Annotated in this window: 17 protein-coding genes and 2 pseudogenes; 4 read left to right on the top strand and 15 right to left on the bottom strand. The window is 31.3% G+C overall.

The features are described from left to right. Positions 1 to 182: 182 nt before the first annotated feature. Positions 183 to 680: a hypothetical protein gene (locus SB717_RS32130; protein WP_410906761.1), complete on the top strand. Its 498-nt coding sequence runs from the start codon at positions 183 to 185 to the stop codon at positions 678 to 680. A 132-nt stretch (positions 681 to 812) separates the two neighbouring features. On the opposite strand, the gene SB717_RS32125 is transcribed toward SB717_RS32130, so the two are convergent. Continuing rightward, positions 813 to 1,847 carry a DUF3231 family protein gene (locus SB717_RS32125; protein WP_410906759.1) on the bottom strand — a complete coding sequence of 345 codons (1,035 nt, stop codon included), beginning with the start codon at positions 1,845 to 1,847 and terminating at the stop codon, positions 813 to 815. 334 nt (positions 1,848 to 2,181) lie between these two features. After that, on the bottom strand, positions 2,182 to 2,373 hold the full coding sequence (locus SB717_RS32120) for a hypothetical protein (RefSeq protein WP_410906757.1): 192 nt from the start codon (positions 2,371 to 2,373) through the stop codon (positions 2,182 to 2,184). 287 nt (positions 2,374 to 2,660) lie between these two features. Here SB717_RS32120 and SB717_RS32115 point away from each other — a divergent pair. Beyond that, positions 2,661 to 2,804: pseudogene (locus tag SB717_RS32115) on the top strand (KGG domain-containing protein); the annotation flags it as partial. A gap of 211 nt (positions 2,805 to 3,015) precedes the next feature. On the opposite strand, the gene SB717_RS32110 reads toward SB717_RS32115, so the two are convergent. The 7 genes from SB717_RS32110 to SB717_RS32080 form a co-directional block, all read right to left on the bottom strand. Beyond that, complete coding sequence (locus tag SB717_RS32110) at positions 3,016 to 3,162, bottom strand: hypothetical protein (RefSeq protein ID WP_410906755.1); 147 nt, start codon at positions 3,160 to 3,162, stop codon at positions 3,016 to 3,018. Between the two features lie 450 nt (positions 3,163 to 3,612). Next, entirely contained in the window at positions 3,613 to 4,614 is a 1,002-nt protein-coding gene (locus SB717_RS32105) for a DUF3231 family protein (protein WP_410906753.1), read from the bottom strand. 553 nt (positions 4,615 to 5,167) lie between these two features. Continuing rightward, a complete protein-coding gene (locus tag SB717_RS32100) occupies positions 5,168 to 5,647 on the bottom strand; it encodes a hypothetical protein (protein ID WP_410906751.1) in 480 nt (159 codons plus the stop codon). A 606-nt stretch (positions 5,648 to 6,253) separates the two neighbouring features. Then, entirely contained in the window at positions 6,254 to 7,288 is a 1,035-nt protein-coding gene (locus SB717_RS32095) for an STAS domain-containing protein (protein ID WP_410906749.1), read from the bottom strand. A gap of 721 nt (positions 7,289 to 8,009) precedes the next feature. Continuing rightward, a complete protein-coding gene (locus SB717_RS32090; protein ID WP_410906765.1) occupies positions 8,010 to 8,150 on the bottom strand; it encodes a DMT family transporter in 141 nt (46 codons plus the stop codon). A gap of 91 nt (positions 8,151 to 8,241) precedes the next feature. Further along, complete coding sequence (locus tag SB717_RS32085; RefSeq protein ID WP_410906747.1) at positions 8,242 to 8,763, bottom strand: hypothetical protein; 522 nt, start codon at positions 8,761 to 8,763, stop codon at positions 8,242 to 8,244. A gap of 353 nt (positions 8,764 to 9,116) precedes the next feature. Next, on the bottom strand, positions 9,117 to 9,557 hold the full coding sequence (locus tag SB717_RS32080; RefSeq protein WP_410906745.1) for a Spo0E family sporulation regulatory protein-aspartic acid phosphatase: 441 nt from the start codon (positions 9,555 to 9,557) through the stop codon (positions 9,117 to 9,119). Between the two features lie 406 nt (positions 9,558 to 9,963). Here SB717_RS32080 and SB717_RS32075 point away from each other — a divergent pair, with 406 nt between their 5' ends. After that, entirely contained in the window at positions 9,964 to 10,173 is a 210-nt protein-coding gene (locus SB717_RS32075) for a KGG domain-containing protein (RefSeq protein ID WP_221791270.1), read from the top strand. 206 nt (positions 10,174 to 10,379) lie between these two features. Here the strand turns inward: SB717_RS32075 and SB717_RS32070 are convergent, their stop codons facing one another. From SB717_RS32070 to SB717_RS32055, 4 genes and pseudogenes are all read right to left on the bottom strand, one after another. Next, positions 10,380 to 10,526, bottom strand: a complete 147-nt coding sequence (locus tag SB717_RS32070; RefSeq protein ID WP_221791268.1) for a hypothetical protein — start codon at positions 10,524 to 10,526, stop codon at positions 10,380 to 10,382. Positions 10,527 to 11,209: 683 nt separating this feature from the next. After that, positions 11,210 to 11,521: a hypothetical protein gene (locus SB717_RS32065; protein WP_410906743.1), complete on the bottom strand. Its 312-nt coding sequence runs from the start codon at positions 11,519 to 11,521 to the stop codon at positions 11,210 to 11,212. Positions 11,522 to 11,778: 257 nt separating this feature from the next. Further along, positions 11,779 to 12,249 (bottom strand): hypothetical protein, encoded by a 471-nt coding sequence (locus SB717_RS32060; RefSeq protein WP_410906741.1) that lies wholly within the window; start codon positions 12,247 to 12,249, stop codon positions 11,779 to 11,781. A gap of 279 nt (positions 12,250 to 12,528) precedes the next feature. Then, positions 12,529 to 12,771: pseudogene (locus tag SB717_RS32055) on the bottom strand (STAS domain-containing protein); the annotation flags it as partial. 1,200 nt (positions 12,772 to 13,971) lie between these two features. Here SB717_RS32055 and SB717_RS32050 point away from each other — a divergent pair. Continuing rightward, positions 13,972 to 14,850: an Rpn family recombination-promoting nuclease/putative transposase gene (locus SB717_RS32050; protein WP_374149530.1), complete on the top strand. Its 879-nt coding sequence runs from the start codon at positions 13,972 to 13,974 to the stop codon at positions 14,848 to 14,850. A 466-nt stretch (positions 14,851 to 15,316) separates the two neighbouring features. Here the strand turns inward: SB717_RS32050 and SB717_RS32045 are convergent, their stop codons facing one another. Then, on the bottom strand, positions 15,317 to 16,543 hold the full coding sequence (locus tag SB717_RS32045; RefSeq protein WP_221791260.1) for a sugar efflux transporter: 1,227 nt from the start codon (positions 16,541 to 16,543) through the stop codon (positions 15,317 to 15,319). A 419-nt stretch (positions 16,544 to 16,962) separates the two neighbouring features. Beyond that, on the bottom strand, positions 16,963 to 17,541 hold the full coding sequence (locus tag SB717_RS32040; protein ID WP_410906763.1) for a bile acid:sodium symporter family protein: 579 nt from the start codon (positions 17,539 to 17,541) through the stop codon (positions 16,963 to 16,965). Between the last annotated feature and the right edge of the window lie 211 nt (positions 17,542 to 17,752).

Genomic DNA, 17,752 nt, shown 5'->3' with positions numbered 1-17,752 from the left:
TTTTCCACATAAAAAGAGTGATTCCCTCAAAAATGGATTTCCGTTTTTGAGGAGAAACACTACACTACATTAACATATTCACAATTATAGGCAGCAGATAAAATCCTAAAATTTAATTATTTAAATGAATTTTGATAATTAGGAGAAAATAAATATATCTTCAAAAAAAGAGGTATCTAATTATGCACTCAATCATCAAAAATTTAGATTTATCTGCAAGAGGAATTTGGTTTCCCATCTCTGTAGCTTTTCTATTATTATTATTTGCCCTTTTCATGCCTAAAAGAAAAATTAACTGGTTAGAATTTTATATTACTTTTGGAGTTGTAGGTTATGTAGCTTGGAATTCTGATACGGTAGTGGGGAGAATGTTAGACTGGGTGGATCTAGGTAACCCTAAAATTACGGGACTTGGTGAATTTGTGAGTTATAATTTTATTCCTACATCACTTTCTGTTATCTATCTAAACTACTTCAAAAAAACCAACAAATGGATCCTTGTTCTTCTTTTCACCTTAATATCAACTCTAATTGAATGGCTAATGATACAAACAGGGTATTTAAAAATGAAAAATTGGAGCTTTTTTATTTTCTCTATAATTGCCTATTTGATTGTATTCAGTATTATTCTTCCTATTTACATAGGAGTTATAAAGAGAAACTTGCTCCATAACAAATAAAATTCTTTATTTATGAGTAAACTACTCAAGATGCAATAGAGCATCATTTAACGACTATTATTAATTCAACTTAAAGAAAAAAGCCCTTTTATTAAGGGCTTTTTTGTTATTTTTTCCTCTTTATTAAGTATACTAATTTGAAGCTAAATCTTCTCGATTCGTAGCTTCTGGCGGTACTTCCATCCATCCATTTTCCATCATAAGCTTAGATGCCTCCTCCACAAACATAAATATGTCTGCTAGGGACTTACCATATAGTGCGACTAGATCATGTCTTCCATTGACAGCTACTGAATTTCCAAATGCTCGTATTTTCATTGAAAACATATCTACCTTGTGAAATAACATTAATTTATCAGAAAAGGGCGAAAAGGTGGAGGTTGTGACTAAATGACTAAGTAATGAAGGAGCAGGTAGGTTATCATCCCGCAGCTTCTCCATGTAATGATCCACGGATCTAAGAGTGATTTCTTCCCCTTTTTTAAATACTTCTCGAACCTTATCCATTTTTGCGACTTGACCAAATGCCATAATTAATGTCTTACTTGTTACGTTACTCTCAATATTGTCGTATAAATGGGCAATTTCTAAAGCGTGTAAAGGACGAACATCTCCCATGAAGCCTTTCAGATAACCAGGACTAGCTATCTTCACATTTTCTGCTATAGGAATGATCGGTGGTTTAATAATGAATCCTTTATTCATTAAAATCGTCTTGATCTGTTCCATTAGTTCCATAGTAGAATTCATACAATGAAGATAAAAATTCCGTACATCTTCTCTATACATTAAAGGCACCGCCACATTATAGATGCTCATTCCTGCCTTTCCAACATACTTTAAATAATGTACATAGAACTCATCTTCAAATAATCTAGGAGCTCCAAGGTTCACGTCTTCTTCCGTAAAACCATGGGGAACGGGAATTTTTTCTTTGACGAATATTTCTTTTATTGTACGTTGAAATTCCTCACTCAAGTTTAACGCATGTTCCAGCAATGTTTTGATCTCTTGGTCTTCAACATGTTGGAGAAAGTAACTAAGAATACGCGTAGACATACTATTTCCCATATAAGTGGCCCAAAGTTTTCCCACTTCTGCAGATGTCAGTTTCTCATGAGGGTATGATTCTTTAGATCCTATTTTGATGGGTTTAATGGTTTCCATACATAATCTCCTCAGGCTTTTTTCTTAGCATAACCTTTTTCTAGCATATCTATTATCTTAAGCCTTTAAAAACTGATATTACTGTTTTCTGCAAGGTTTCTTAAACCAAATTCTAACCTGCCTGATTCGAAACAAAAAACAACTAATGAACAGAAGAATCTATTGAACGCACCTGTAGTTTTTCTCTATTTAGACTATATACTCTATACATTTTTAGCTAACGTAATGTCTCTTTGAAGAATCTATAAACTTAAAGAGAAGGTCACATGGTTGACCTTCTCTTTTCTTAACTTACGTACATTCGATATGTAACATTTTAAGTAATATTGATGTTCTACTGTCTAGAAATTAATTCACTCATTAATCTATTTAAAGCAATTTGTAAGACCTCATGTTCTGTATAATGTCGTTTAGAATATCGATTTCTTTGATCTCTCTTTTTCAACAAGTCTTTAATCTGATTACATAAATAAATTTCAGAATCTAAAAGTTTTATTTCATTTATGTCTTTCATTTGTTTAGACACGAAATCAGCCCCTTTATGACTCTATAAGAAACTATTCTATTCTAAAAAGTAAAAATCCTTTGGTTTTTATTTGAAATCTTGTTAACATAATGGATTTTTATAGGTACTCTCACATTGAAAGAAAGCATATCAACAAATATAAGTAAGATTTTTTCAAAAAAGAGGAGTTACAAAATGAAAAAAAGGGAAATGATTCTCAATTATTAGGAAAATAAAAATAAATAGTTTAGCTCTTTTTTAGCGTGGAAGACAAAATATATATCAAAAATTATTAGGAGGAATGTAAAATGACAACTAATAAAAATAATGACAAAATGAGCCGTGAAGAAGCTGGAAGAATGGGTGGCAAAGCTACAGCTAATAATCATGACAAGGAATTTTACCAAGAGATTGGTGAAAAGGGTGGCAAATCCAACAATAAACGTACTGATGACTAATTGTTTGTAAAATTGAACTTTTCTGTTTTTACGCGGTATAGCATATGCATTTTTAGTTCACATAATTAACATTAATAGAAGCCAAATTCTTTATATATAAAGAATTTGGCTTCTATTTTTATCAAAAAATGATTAATATGTTTATTTAATAACAAAAATCAAATTAATGCGGTTTGGTTAGTTAAATAAGAATATGCAGTAAGTATTATCCTGTTAGTAGGATATCATTTAATAAAGCTAGTTCTACTTTAAAAGGATCGTTAACTTTTCTAAGCTCACAATAACCAGAACGATAAATATGAATAATCTTAAATCGTTTACCGTGATATAAAACTTCTTTATTAATTGACATACCTTCCCTCCAGATTCATTATTACAGTTTGTTCAACATATTAACCATTTTTCTTATTTAAAATTTATCTGGAATAAAATTAAGTTACTGTTCCCTTTTTTATATGTTTCAAAACATACATTCAAATAAAATTTAAAATATACTTCATTTTTTATGTATGTACATATTTTTTACTGCCGGGGGTAAACTATTCAAGATGCAACAAAGCGTCAACACAACATTTCAATCACTGTATAGAAAAAGGCTGCCTCTTTTGACTGGTAAGGAGCATTCTTTTTCTCTTTTTAGAGTGTATCCCATATTCATTTTTAGTTACCATAATCAAAATTACCCGCAGTATCATGCTGAAAAGCCCTTTTATCAAGGGCTTTTCAGTTTATAAATGGCATTTTTCTGAACGGTCATCAAATAACAGATTTTAGGATCATTATTTGCTCTTAGTAAGTTATGTTATGACCTCTTTAATTCCTTTCTATTTGGTGCTTGAGGTGGTTGCTCTAACCATTGTCGTTCTACCATAATATTGAATCCCTTTTCAGCATAAATTAATATTTCTCCAATCAATTTACTATAGTAAGTAGCTAAATCCAACCTCATAGATAGAGACAAAGCATGTCCAATAAGTGTGACGTCAATAGAATTTAAAAAATGAAAGAGTGCAACAATTAGCTTCTCAGAAAAAGGGGAATCGGTTGAATTCGTCACTTCCATGCTAACAGGAACTGTACCGAGAAGATCTTCTTTTTTTAAAAGATCATTAAAGAAATTAATCTGTTTTTCTGATATTTCCATCCCATTTTTTATATAATTTTTGATTTCTTTATCCTTAACCACTTGTAATAGACCTATACAGAGTAAAATAGAAAAATAGTTACGCTCAATATTAAAGAACATTTCAGTAAGCTCGATAGCATTTAAAGGTCTTTTTTTCCCTACGGCTGCTACTATATAAGATTGTTTTTTTACGTATTCGACCTTCTCAGGATAGGTAATCATGGGAGGTCTATCATAAATGCCTTTAGATAACATTAAAGTAGTGGATTCTGCATAGAGTTCTGTAGCCTCATTCAATGCGTTTGTGAAAAAAGCAAGAACATCTGCTCGAGCAACTGTAGAAGTAGCAAATCCCAAGTTAACCATTCCCATACGGCTCATGGAGTAGACAAAGCTCAGGGCAAAAAGATCATAAAAAAGGGGAGGAGCTGATAAATTAATATCTTTATCTGTAAATCCATCAGGTAAAGGGATATTCTCCTCAGAAAAAATATTTTTGATTTGGTTTATATGTGTATGAGAGATATACAAAGATTTTTGTAAAATAGGCTCTATTTCATTATCTTTTAGGTGATGAAGAAAATAGTTTAACAAGCAAACAGACATGGTTTCTTGAATATAAACTCCCCATAAACCGCCAATTTCGGGGCTTGATAACCTTACATTATGTTTAACCATCGATGCCTCCTAAGTATATGTATTTAGCTTAAGTATTTGATTTATTTTCCTAAATTATTCTTTTTTATCTCCCGAAAAAGATGGATCTCATGCCCAATTCTCGTTAACATAATGAAGTTTACCGGACGTTATAAATTTCAAAATACACTCATTTCAATGTATAAAACGATAAAAAAACCTTGAATAAGATTAAATCCATTCCTAAAAGGCATAAAAAAGGCAGTTTTCTGCAAATGATATAGTGACAACCTAAAATATCAATTAGAGGAAACTGTTCATATTTAGTTTTATAAAAAGCTGCCTCTCCTAACGCTCCGAGGCAGCTTTTTATTTTGTTAATATTAAGGTTTGTTCAATATACATAGTATAATCAAATGATAGAACATCTGGATTTTTAGTTAATAAAATGAACCTTTATGAAAGTACAAAAGAAAGAGCGTGTTTTGAAAAATAGGTTGATTAAAATGCGCTTTTAATATATTCAATTGAATCATTCTTTTTATAAAGAAATTTGATCATTTTTGTGATTCCTATTCAAAATCTATGTAATATCTTACTTATTTTGATTTACTTCTTTAAAGATAACTCGTTCCACTAAGGATTGATAAAGGTAGATAATAATTGCAGTTGAAACCGACAAAATGAAAAAATGTTTAGGTCTCATTTTCTTAAACTCAAAAACCCCTACCTTTTTGAAAAACTTTGCGATAGGGAATGAAAGAAGATAATCGAGAACTATATTTAATGTTAAGTACTTTATAAAGCTACCGTATGTTAATTTAAACACCCAAATAGTTGTTATAAAAAATAAGCCTAAAAGGTAAGAGAAATCTAAACGATAATTTGGAAATAAAGCATTTTTTACTTTCCACCACTTACGTCTATCAGCTATTTCGCCTAAAAGACTAAAGATATAACCAATAAAAGTTGCGACTGGAAGAAAACGAACAAAAGAATTTTCCCCTATCAATGGAGTAGTTAACCAGGGAATAACTAGTGTACTAAATGATAAAGCCTTTCTTTTATTAATCATAAGAACCCTCACAAGATACAATTTTTATTTATTATCCTATTTATCCAGAAATTTTATTCAATTAAATGGCTCTAAAATTGAATAAAGCCCTTTCCTTATTACAGGAAAGCGCCCTTTTTTCGAATAAGAAATTAGTATATATTAGCTAATTTAGTTCAGAAAATCTTTGCTAATTATAAAAGGGAAAGTAAAAGTGGAAATGCTATATTAACTTACAAATTGCATGATATTCATTATCCCATTTTAAGTGAATTATCCATTATGAATAACATCCAATATTTTGAGCAAACTACTCATGATGTGGAAAAGCATCAAAACTATCTTCTAATTATGTCACAGAAAAAGCTACCGGTCCTGATGAGCCGGTAGTTTTTTTCTGTTTTTACGCTGTATACGATATACAAAGGTAGTTGACATAATGTCTCTTAACGGAACCAAGCAAGCGAAAGAACCCTTCTGGCAGTAAGGGTTCCAACAAGAGTGTGTTTCTGTTTTATGCAGCTTTTTATACATCCTTGATATGAAAGCTTTTCCTCTTGAGGTGATTGAAGCTACGATGTATAAAAAGTGCACCTTTTATACATATGCTTGGCCCTATAAAAATAGTCAAAGAGTATTTCTTTTTTTCTTTTTAACTATTTCTAAGCCACTTTGTTCAAGTGCGTATTGGACACCGTGTTGCAATGTAGAAAATGAGGTTAAGGTATTCAGACTTATTTCTGATTTAATAAATTGAATACTAAGGGATGGCGATACTCCTACAAGAGTACATTCTCCCCCGAGTAAACCAATCGCCTGTATCAATCGTTCTAATCCATGAATAGTAAATTCATCAAATTGATTCATCCCTGTCAAATCAATTAATAAATGGCTAGCCTGTCTTCTAGAAAATTCATGTAACGCTTTTTCAATTAATTCCTCAAAGCGTTCTTCCGTAAACCGACCTATCAACGGAATAACAAGGATACCATCTAGTACAGGAATCACAGGTGATGATAGGTCTTTCACGAGGGAAGTTAATTGTGCAGTCCGTTCTTCGACTTTGCTTTCAAGTTCACATATACGTTGTTGTTCTTTCTCTCTCGCTAACTTATGTATATTTGAAGAGGGAGTAGTAGAGGAAACTGTAATTTCAATCTCCTCATAGTCATGACCCATTAATTGATTTTTTTTGATTTTATACCACATGTTCTCTTTTAAAAGCCCACTAAATACCCCAGCCCAATGGCTTGGTAGTAATACCCCAGATTGTTCTCTATCCATCAGTTGGAATATTCGATGTTCCCAACTATTCTTTAATCGAATAATCACCTTTTTCTCCTCTAAAGAAAAGGAAACAATCTCGACATTTCCCCAGCCTGCATTTCTATAGATATCCTTGTATTGTTCAATTACTTCTAGAATATCAAAGCGATCTTGATAGTAATTACTCACTAAGTGACCCATACGAAATCCTGTAGCTTCAAAAACAGTTATAGACACGTCGCTTCCTGAAACCTCTTCAATAGTTTTAAAAAAGAGTTCAATCGCGGAGTCCCAAAATAATAAGGCAGGAGCCCCATCGAAGGTAAATAAACCTTCATTTTTATCCCATATAAATTCATTAGTATCTACTTTTACACTTACTTTTGGATTTTTCATAATATATATAACCCCTTCTCAGGATACTGCATGGTACAACTTTTAAGCAGAAAATGATATTTATCTTACACAATTTTTATTGAATATGTAAATATAAATGTCTTAGCCTACTTTATCTAAGTTTACATTATGTATTTTAAAGAAACCAAGTAGAAAAAAATCTTTTGTGCGCCTCAAGGAATTTCAAAGGGATCTCTATTATGAATTATGCAGCCTTTTATACGCATGTATAAGGTTGTCCTATATCGCCTTATTTATAGATTTGTCGTACAATTATTCAGACTTTTTTATAAATTGAAGCTTATAAATTCCCTAAAAGCTATCCGCCTTGCAACGATGGGGTAGCTTTCTTTTTTGTTAACGATAATTTTAACATCTTATAATAGATTTAAATATTTTGACCGTAAAAGTATACCTTTACGGACTTTTGTTTTGAATATAAAATCTATCATTTTAACCGTTCGTTTAAGTTTAAAATTTAATTACGAACGCCTTTTTAAAATCATACAATTTCACGAACGTTTTTGGGAGAATAAGAGGAAGAAACGCATCAAAAATATATGGAGTATACGCGTAATCATAATAAAAACTTATTCAAAACAAGCACTAACTAAAATAAGAAATAGTTAGTGCTTGTTTAGGTAAGCATTAGTTATTTTTTATATTTTATTACGTTAGGTTTATAGTCGATTTCAAAACTATTTTCTTCTATTAATACATTTTAAAATTTTCGGATGATGATAACTCCAAAAATGATTAAAAGTATCCCTATCACTCTAGGAATACTTAAAGAATGCATTTGCACTCCTATTAATCCAAAATGGTCAATTAAAGTAGAAGCAACCATTTGACCTGCAAGAATAGTTTAACATAATGGATTTTGTTAGAGGTAATATACAAAAAAGTATCTTTATGGAAAATTAAATAGGCACCTTGATCCAATAGGGGTGCTTTTATGGATTTATTTCTTCTTTACCATAAAGTAGTTCTTTCTTTAACGTGTCAAAGTCTCTTTTAGCTACTTTTTCAATCTTATCAAATAATTCATCACCTTTGATTAACCCTTTTTCTTCTAGTATTTCTTCTAACGCTTTAAATCTTACTCTAGATAAAACAGCCTCATTTACGACATTAACCATCAACTTCTGATCTTTTGTAAGTTCTTTTTCTTTGGCTGGTTCTTGTTGTAACTTAATTCTAAATACGACTTTTGTGTCATCTGATATCTCTGCTGCTTGATAAAAAGTACTGTGTGAAATATTTTTTATTTTAAGTTTCTCATTTGTATCAACAATAGTAAGTTCAAAATTGGGACTTTCGAAAAATAAATCATATAAATTATAATCTTTTTTTCCTGTAACCGAGAATGCAAAGCCAATCTTTTTTAGCTGCTCGCCTGTAGTGGAATGTGTAATTGTTTTTTCTTCAAAATTTTCAACGTTAAATTCAACATTATTAATAATTAATTGTTTCAATTCAACCACCTCTTTATCAATATTAATACGACGAGTCTTCAAAGATTCCCTGTTTTCCCAAAATAAATAAAACACTGATGAATTAGTATCCTTAAAAGATTATTTAGAAAACCTTACGCTCTCAAGATAATTAGTGAAGATTGATTGTAATGTCATATTTAAAGAAAAAATTATACTGTTTTGAGGTTATATAACAATGGTGCTGGTGAAATTAAGGACCAAGATTCATTAGGAAAAGTTAAATTAGTATCACTTTCTGAGCTTAAAGTGCTTAAAAAAACATCAACTTTTTCTAATTTGATGTTTTTTAAGTACTTATAAATTTAGTTTAAAGCGTTAGAAAAGATAGATTTTCACGAATGAGTTGTTAACTCTCGTAAATTTCGAAGAGCAACAGAACATGCTTTAGTTCCATTACCAACGAGAACTAAAGCAGTACATACTCCAAATGTTGCTAGATTTGAATGAGCAATCAATTGGGCAGAACAAAAACGAATATTACTTCTTGCAAGCTCCGCGGCTTTTACCCCATATTTGAAATCACTACCTTTATAATTACCATACGACTGTCTCATTCTAGATAAATCCCCTCCATTATCTAAAAACATGTTAGTTGAACTAGAATAAGATTTCATATGCAAATTTATAAGTTTGTCCAAATCTTGACTACAGTTAATTGTTTTTTCATCTAAAAGTCCATAATTACTACCTAGATCAATTAATTCTTTCCTTTTTTTCATAATACACTTTTGTAAGTCTTTTATTTGACCTACTGGATTGACTACTATTAACATAGCTTCTTCTCACCTCATCGGAATTTTTCATCTCTAGGAAATTTAGTAGGTCTATAATAAAAAGATAGAGCCAACAAAAAATATTATGAGCAATATAAGACAGAATGAAAACGTTTTCTACAAAACATATCAAAAAATCACAAGAAAACACAAAAGCTGTAGACATTAATGAAGTAGTCTATTCGAAAAATTATATGTTTTTAGTTAGCATAATGTAATTTATAGGTGCCCTGATATTAAAAGAAAGCATATCAGCAAATATAAGTAGGATTTTTCAAAAAAAGGAGTTACAAAATAAAAAAAGGGAAATGATTCTCAATTATTAGGAAAATAAAGATAAATAGTTTAGCTCCTTTTTAACGTGGAAGATAAAAAACATATTAAAAATTATTAGGAGGAATGTAAAATGACAACTAATAAAAATAATGACAAAATGAGCCGTGAAGAAGCTGGAAGAATGGGTGGCAAAGCTACAGCTAAAAATCATGATAAGGAATTTTATCAAGAGATCGGCGAAAAAGGCGGAGAAGCTACAGCTAAAAACCATGACAAAGAATTCTATCAGGAAATCGGTGAAAAGGGTGGCAAATCCAACAACAAACGTAATAATGACTAATTGTTTGTAAAATTAAATTTTTCTATTTTTACGCTGTACATGATATACACTTTTAGTTCATATAATCAACATTAATAGAAGCCAAATTCTTTATATATAAAGAATTTGGCTTCTATTTTTATCAAAAAAATGATTAATATGTTTATTTAATAACAAAAATCAAATTAATTCGGTTTAGTTAGTTAAATACGAGTATGCAGTAATCATTATCCTGTTAGTAGGATATCATTTAATAAAGCTAGTTCTACTTTAAAAGGATCGCTAACTTTTCTAAGCTCACAATAACCAGAACTATAAATATGAATAATCTTAAATCGTTTACCGCGATAGAAAACTTCTTTATTAATTGACATACCTTCCCTCCAGATTCATTATTACAGTTTGTTCAACATATTAACCATTTTTCTTATTTGAAAATTATCTGAAATAAAATTAAGTTACTTTACCCCTTTTTATATGGTTCAAAACATACATTCAAATAAAATTTAAAATATACCTCATTGAAATTTTAAATCGATGAAAACGTCAAAATTACTTTGAAGGGCGATTCTAAAAAACAGAATACGTGCTAGTTTCAATCTCTATTAATCGTACTGCACCTTATCTATGAAAAAGTTTCCCTACATTTTCAAAGCAAAATATGTTATAATATATTTAACCAATACTTTAATTTCGAAAAAAGGTGCTTTTCCTGAGGAAAAGCACCTTTTTTTATTTTAATTAGTTCGGACTTTCAACTAAATATGAAGATTCTCAACCTATTCTTCTACGGACACCTAGAATATGCTATAATCCAGATATCTTTTGATTTCAATGCACATGTTATCTTAGGAGGCCAGACTGTTTTTAAATAGTCTGGCTTTTTTCTTTACTTATCTATATTTTTTCTTCAATTGCTTCTTTAAAACTATATATATTAAGTGTTAAATCGAAATCTTTTTTGTATTTCCCTCTGTTTAACGTGTCCAGTATGTCGACTTAAATCTAACCGTTAATATTCCCTTGGCTGTACACAGTTTTTCAGAGTTATAATGGATTAATTGGGATCATTTTTGCTAGTTGATACCCATTCAGATATTTCATCAAAAGTATTTTGAATTTGTTCTTTATTTAAAACTTCAACTTTTTCCCAAACGATGGAGAGATATTCCTCTAAGTGATTAGGATACGAAAGAGATTCAGTAACAAGGGCCTTGTAAAATAATGGATTACCCCCTTTATCTACTTCACCTTTACATCTATAGTTTTCAAATTCCCATCCTCTTTTTGTTTTTTTAAAATGATAAAGGTCCTTATCCCCCCATTGAGGACTGTAAATCTGCATTTTGAATCTAGATGTACTACTCAATTGTAAATACCTCCTTAAAAATATAATTTTAATAAGGCACTTTTTATCTCTACCCTTTAAACATATATTTTATTTACATCTTTTTCACCGTGGTTTTAACAGTTCTAAGTTACCTCACTCCCACAAGGGTCAACTCTATTATGATACTTATATTTTTTCATTTTTACGAGCTTTATTACTCCCTATAAGAGGTAGTATGATAACGAAAAATGTATACAATATATAGTGTAAAAGCAGAAAAAAACGATCTCAGCATACTAGGATCTTTTGCTGGATAAGGTATTATCTTTTACATACATTTCATAATGCCCATTTATATAACTAGTTACCTTTAAATTAAGTAAAAGGGCTTTTAGGTTAACTAGTTCCGAATCTAATTCGCACTCTCTTGCCATATCTTCAATCTTCTTTTTGATAATTTGTATATTATTTTCTAAATCAGTTACCGTTTTTTCACTGTATTGGAAGGGAACTTCATCTACAACTTCTGTAATTAATTGATTTTTTCCTTCGTATTCTGATTTCCCTCTAATTGCAGCCTGTTTTCCAATCAATACAGCCTGCTCTTTTATGTCCGACAGAAGAATCATTAAATCAATCCGTTTACTCATAGGTATATGCTGCTTATCAAAAATAGAGATAATTTTTGTTTGATAGTCATCCATAGTGGTATGTAATTGATGTTTTGCTTCTCGAATTACTTCTTCCTGATTTTTAATAAGTATCATTTAAGGACTCTCCTATAATATTCATATATATATAAATTATGGTTATTAAGTTATTTTTTTCTGATGGAAGAAGAAAACAAATCTTTAACAAATAAAGACATGTTTCTTCTAGAATTCCAATCCAATGTATTACTTTACCCTTTGAGTTGAAAAATAAACATAAAAAACTAATTATTACAGAAAGAATGAATATATATTTACCACTAACGGTGATTGCGCCAACTAAAGATGTATATGGAATTCATTCACATTTTATTCATTCAAATTGGATAAAAACATTTATTCTAAAATATCTATAGTTAAATTTAAACCAAGAAGCGCTTGCTCTAGATTTGCTTTTATCATTATTTTGCTAAAACCAATTCCTAGTAGAATCATTGTCTGAGCAACTTCAGGACGGATACCAATTAAGATCGTTTTTACCCCAAGAAGACCTAATGCGTCTACAATTTTAAAAATTTGATGGGCAACCATGGTATCTACAATCATCACTCCGAAGAGGTCAAATAGCAAATGCGATAATGTTTGAATTAAAGAACAAAATGAAGTTAAACCAACTTATTGATGTTCGATTTGTGTAAAGTGACTACATGAAGGAAGTAAGTATAAACCATTGTAACAAGCTTTCTTTTTTGGTGCTATCCAACTATGCTATGGCCTTGAAAGAGAGGAATAAAATTTAACATTACTCTTGTTTAATAAACAGAAAGTTCACTAGTTGGATATTTTGTGAAAAATTAGTTATAACTTTTAATCTTGTTTAATTTATAATAAAAAGGAAAAAACTATGAGTTATTTGTTCCGAGAAGGCGCCAGCTTGGGAACAAACTAATACGTAGATTATACAAAATTATTTTTCTTGGGGAGAAACAACGATGAATCTTACACACAATAATTTAGAAGGTATAAAAAGGGAAGAAGGACAAAAGCAGTTCCTTGAAAGAAACCTTGAAGCTCATAGAAGTAGAAAATGGATAATCAATTTTATTTGTGCTATATCCCTACTTGTAGCCATACTTTGCTTCTGCTTTCACGTACCACGATCTGTAATTATAACTGTAATCTTACTGTTTATATGTACAATCATCAAAATCGTACATAAAACGTTAGATAAAAAAATAGAGTTGCGCTTAAAACGCGTTAAACAGGAGCAAAGAAAGAGCATTTTTAAGGTAAATAAACCCTAAAATCCTTTCTATAAGTTTCTAGTGATTAACATTGACTTATCTCGAAGGCTATCTATTTTGTTATAGTTGGACTTAAGGTGATCTAAATAGTGTTTTTACTATTGTACTTTAGTATCAGCATAAAGGAATTTGGTCTATAATAAGAGATGACTTTGTTTTCCGACATGAACTCGTCACCTCTTTAAGAGCATCTATTTTTATAATAGCTGTTTAGAAATATCAACGTAGCAAAAGGCACTTGCATATAGCAAGTGCCTTTTATAATGTAAGTAAAACCATAAAGCTACAATTCACTTAAAACTGTAGTTATTTTTATGAATTATATCGCTTTGTCTACAAGAGATTCGCGTCATTTTTTATGAGTTTTTTTAACAGAAGTACTGTAGAGCTTTTATTTTTAAACTTTTTGTCTTTATAAATAATGAAGGACAAAAGATGCCTGATGGCCACTTTATTACGCTATAAAGCGAGAAATAGAAAGAATGCATACAGCCATGGTATACTAATAACAAACATGGAGATGATGGAGGATATTATGACAAAACGATTAGATTTACGTGTCGACTTTGCGTTTAAATCACTATTTGGCACACATGGAAATGAATCTATTTTAGCTGCCTTTTTAAACGCAGCACTCCGTTTTCCAGATGAGAAGAAAATTCAAACGGTTCAATTATTAGATCCTCATTTTAATAAAGAAAATCAAGAAGATAAACGTTCTATTTTGGATGTACACGCGCAGCTAGAAGATGGAAGTCGTGTCAATATTGAAATTCAGCTTAATAATAAACATGACATGGAAAAACGAACGCTCTATTACTGGTCCAAAATGTATAGTAGTCAAATGAAAGAAGGCATGGACTATGGAGAGCTTTGTAAAACCATTACCATTAACATTGTGAACTTCCGTTATTTATCACATATGCATCATTATCATTCTGCCTTTCAGTTATATGAGCGAGAACAAAAATTGCTTTTAACAGATATGCTGGAAATTCATTTTATGGAGCTACCTAAGCTATTAATTAAATGGCGAAATAAAGAAGTCGATCCACGAGAAGATCAACTTGTGCGATGGTTGTTATTACTTGAAGCATCCGAAGATGAAGAAATCACTCAAGTATTGGAGGAGATTGCGATGCAAGAAGATCAAGTGTTAAAGAAAGCGATAGATGAGTGGGAACGTGTGAGCCAAGATCCAGAAGTATTACTCGCCTATGAGGCAAGAAGAAAAGCTCTTTTGGATGAAAAATCTGCTTTGAAAAGAGCAGAAAAATTGGGTGAAGAGCGAGGAGAAAAAAAAGGGATTCAGAAGGTAGCTTTAGGCATGATCCAAGAAGGTATAGACAGTAAAATGATAAGTAAACTGACAGATCTTACAATAGAAGAAGTGGAAAAACTTCGATACCAATAAATATCAATAAAAAAAGCAGTATCTTTTCGAAACTGCTTTTTTCAAATTGTTTGTTTAACAGCTTTTTAACTCTTTATAATGTAATTCTTTCTCATGTTCAAGTTCATATCGTAACCTTGTCTGTTTTCGATACAGTTCATCAGATAATTCTTTGTATTACTCTTCAGTAATCTTGCCATTTTTTTAATTATCAAATAGATCGTTAAGTTGTTGAGTTACTGTGTGCAATTCTTGCTCTTTCAACGAACGTCACCCTTTATACTTCAAATTATGTTATTTTTTGATTGAAAGCATCTCTGCAAGTAGTTCTCACAAAAAAATTCTAAAATATAAAATCGTTATATTCAAGGAATAAGAAGATTAACTGTGTCTTATACTGCACAGACACAGTTTAACGTTCTTAAAATTAATGATCCCGGGTGGGGTATGTATGTTTTCAAGTGGACAAGCAAGCTCACTGAAGTAGCTATACAGTATCTAAATTTAGTTTCTTCCGTCCTCTTTCACTTAACAAAATAGTTAATCCGACAATAACAAGTGCTGTACATAACAAATATAAGTTATGGTATCCAATCAAACTTGAAAAGAACCCGAATCCCAGGAAGCCAAGCACATTTCCTACTTGTGTCGTGTTCATATATAGTGCCGTTGCCGTCCCAGGTTCATCTGGAATAAAGTCCTGAAAGTACGACACAGCAATGCCTGCTGTTATGGAGACCTGTGCAGCACTTAATATTTGAATCGGATAAATTTGCCACGGTTCTGTGACTGAAAATAGAAGTCCATAATAAAAAACTGAAATACCAAATCCCAATCGTATCAACAACCGACTACCGATTTTTGTAGCTAATATTCCTACTGCAATCATAAATGGAACCTCAAATACTGGCGGTACGCTCACTACTAATCCTACCTGCTTTTCTGTCCCGTTAAGTATTTTCGTAATAAATTGCGACATGTTTAAATTAGCCATAGAAGCAGCCATAGCCATACATGTCATTGCGACAATGTTCTTTAAAATATGAGATTGGACAATGAATTTACGCAGAACCACCGGGGCTGGCTTGGCTTCCACTTCAATTTTGATATCCTTTAATAAAAAGGCTAACGTAATCGCTGCTAGTAGATATCCGCCTGATACGCATAGAAAGAGTCCCTTAAATCCAATCGCATACAATACCCAACCTGCCACTGCTGGACCCACCGTCCAAGAAAGAGCAAAAAACGCACGAAAAACATTCATTATAAAAGGCGTTTCTTTTTCTTCTACTGTGCTTTTTTTTAATGCTTCTCTTGTAAATGCCCATAATTGAGGTACGGTAGAGGCTGCTGTTCCCAGTAAAAAAAAAGCAAGAAAAGCAAGAAGAAAAAAGTTACGGATAAATGCAAATCCAGCGTACCCTAAAATGGCAGCACAAGTAGTGAGTAATAACAATTTTTTTCGACTGGACACGCGGTCTGAGGTTTTACCAATAATGGTGGTAATAACAACAGCACCCACTGAAATAATGGTCATGAAAAAGCCAAATTGCATATTGCTCATTCCGACTTCGTCAATACCAAACAATGAGGCATAGGGTGCAAAAAAAGACGTGGCTAATCCGAATACAAAATTCCCTAGTAAGAGTACTGGAAACATAGGAATGCCCCATAACATTTCAATGGTTTTTTTAACTCCCTTTCCTTTTGACATAAACACGCCTCCTTTTTAGAAGATAACTATGATTAAGATGAGTTTATAATTGATTTGCAGTAAATTATGCAAACCTTCTCTTTTTTATATAATTGCCTTTATCCATTTATAGGATCTGAGGTATACCATTTTCCACCCTTCCACTGTGTTTCATTAAGTTCTACTAGACGTTAGGTCATCTTTAATAGGCCAAACTCCAGGCTATAAAAAACGAGCACATCTTATGTAACTACCTACTTCTCACCTACTACAGTGAGGGTTCTTTTTTATTTTTTGAGTGAACAGGCAAGCTTATTGGAGTAGCTACATAGTATCTAGTCACCCTAATTATACACTCGTAATAAGATGGAAGGCATAACATAGCAAAAATCAGTTATCTAGCGCTAGCCTTCTTCAATTCAATAACAATTTCTCTTAGTTTATAAATTTTTACTAGAAGAGCTAAGACTAGGCCTAAAATAAACCAATTTTATTAATTGTCCGTAAAACGCGGCAAGTATGTGTTGGAATAACATGCCGATTACAACGGGTACTGCTGCTGGATGGGGAAAAAAACTTATTGCCAAAACAGCACCTGCACTTATATTTCTCATACCGCCGGTATAGATCATACCAACCACTTCGTCCCTACTTCTTTTCGTCAAAATTCCAAGAATCCAAGCAAAAAAATAGCCGCATATAGCAATAGAAAAAATTGTCAGTGCAATTTGAATGAATTTTTTATCGATATGACGTATATAAGGTGCAATTACGGAACTATTAATACTAACAACCACTGCTAAACCTAATTTAGAAAAAGGAGCTAAAGTTTTATTCCACTTCTCTGCAACCGATTTGGAATAAAATTGATTAACCAACATTGTTACAAGAGAGGGAAGGACAATCATTCCAAGTAGTCCCTTCATCATTTCCCATATTTCTAAATGAACAGTTTTTCCAATAAAGAGGGACATACTAATGGAAACAATGAATGGTGAAAATAGTGTGTCTAATAAAATTTTACGTTTTTTTGATGTATTATTTTAACAGAAGTACTTAAGAGCTTTTAGCTTTTAATGTTTTTTCATTATTAATAATGAAGTACGAAATAGAAAAGTAAAAGATTAATTCATAATTAAACTGCTTAATGCTGATGTTATTTAAAATTGATACGATTTAAGATTTTTGCTTTTTGAAAGTGAAAGATTGACTTTGACCATTCAAAGATTG

Source organism: Priestia sp. SIMBA_032, from assembly GCF_046535215.1.
Taxonomy (GTDB): domain Bacteria; phylum Bacillota; class Bacilli; order Bacillales; family Bacillaceae_H; genus Priestia; species Priestia aryabhattai.
This window is presented reverse-complemented; position numbering and strand designations above follow the sequence as displayed.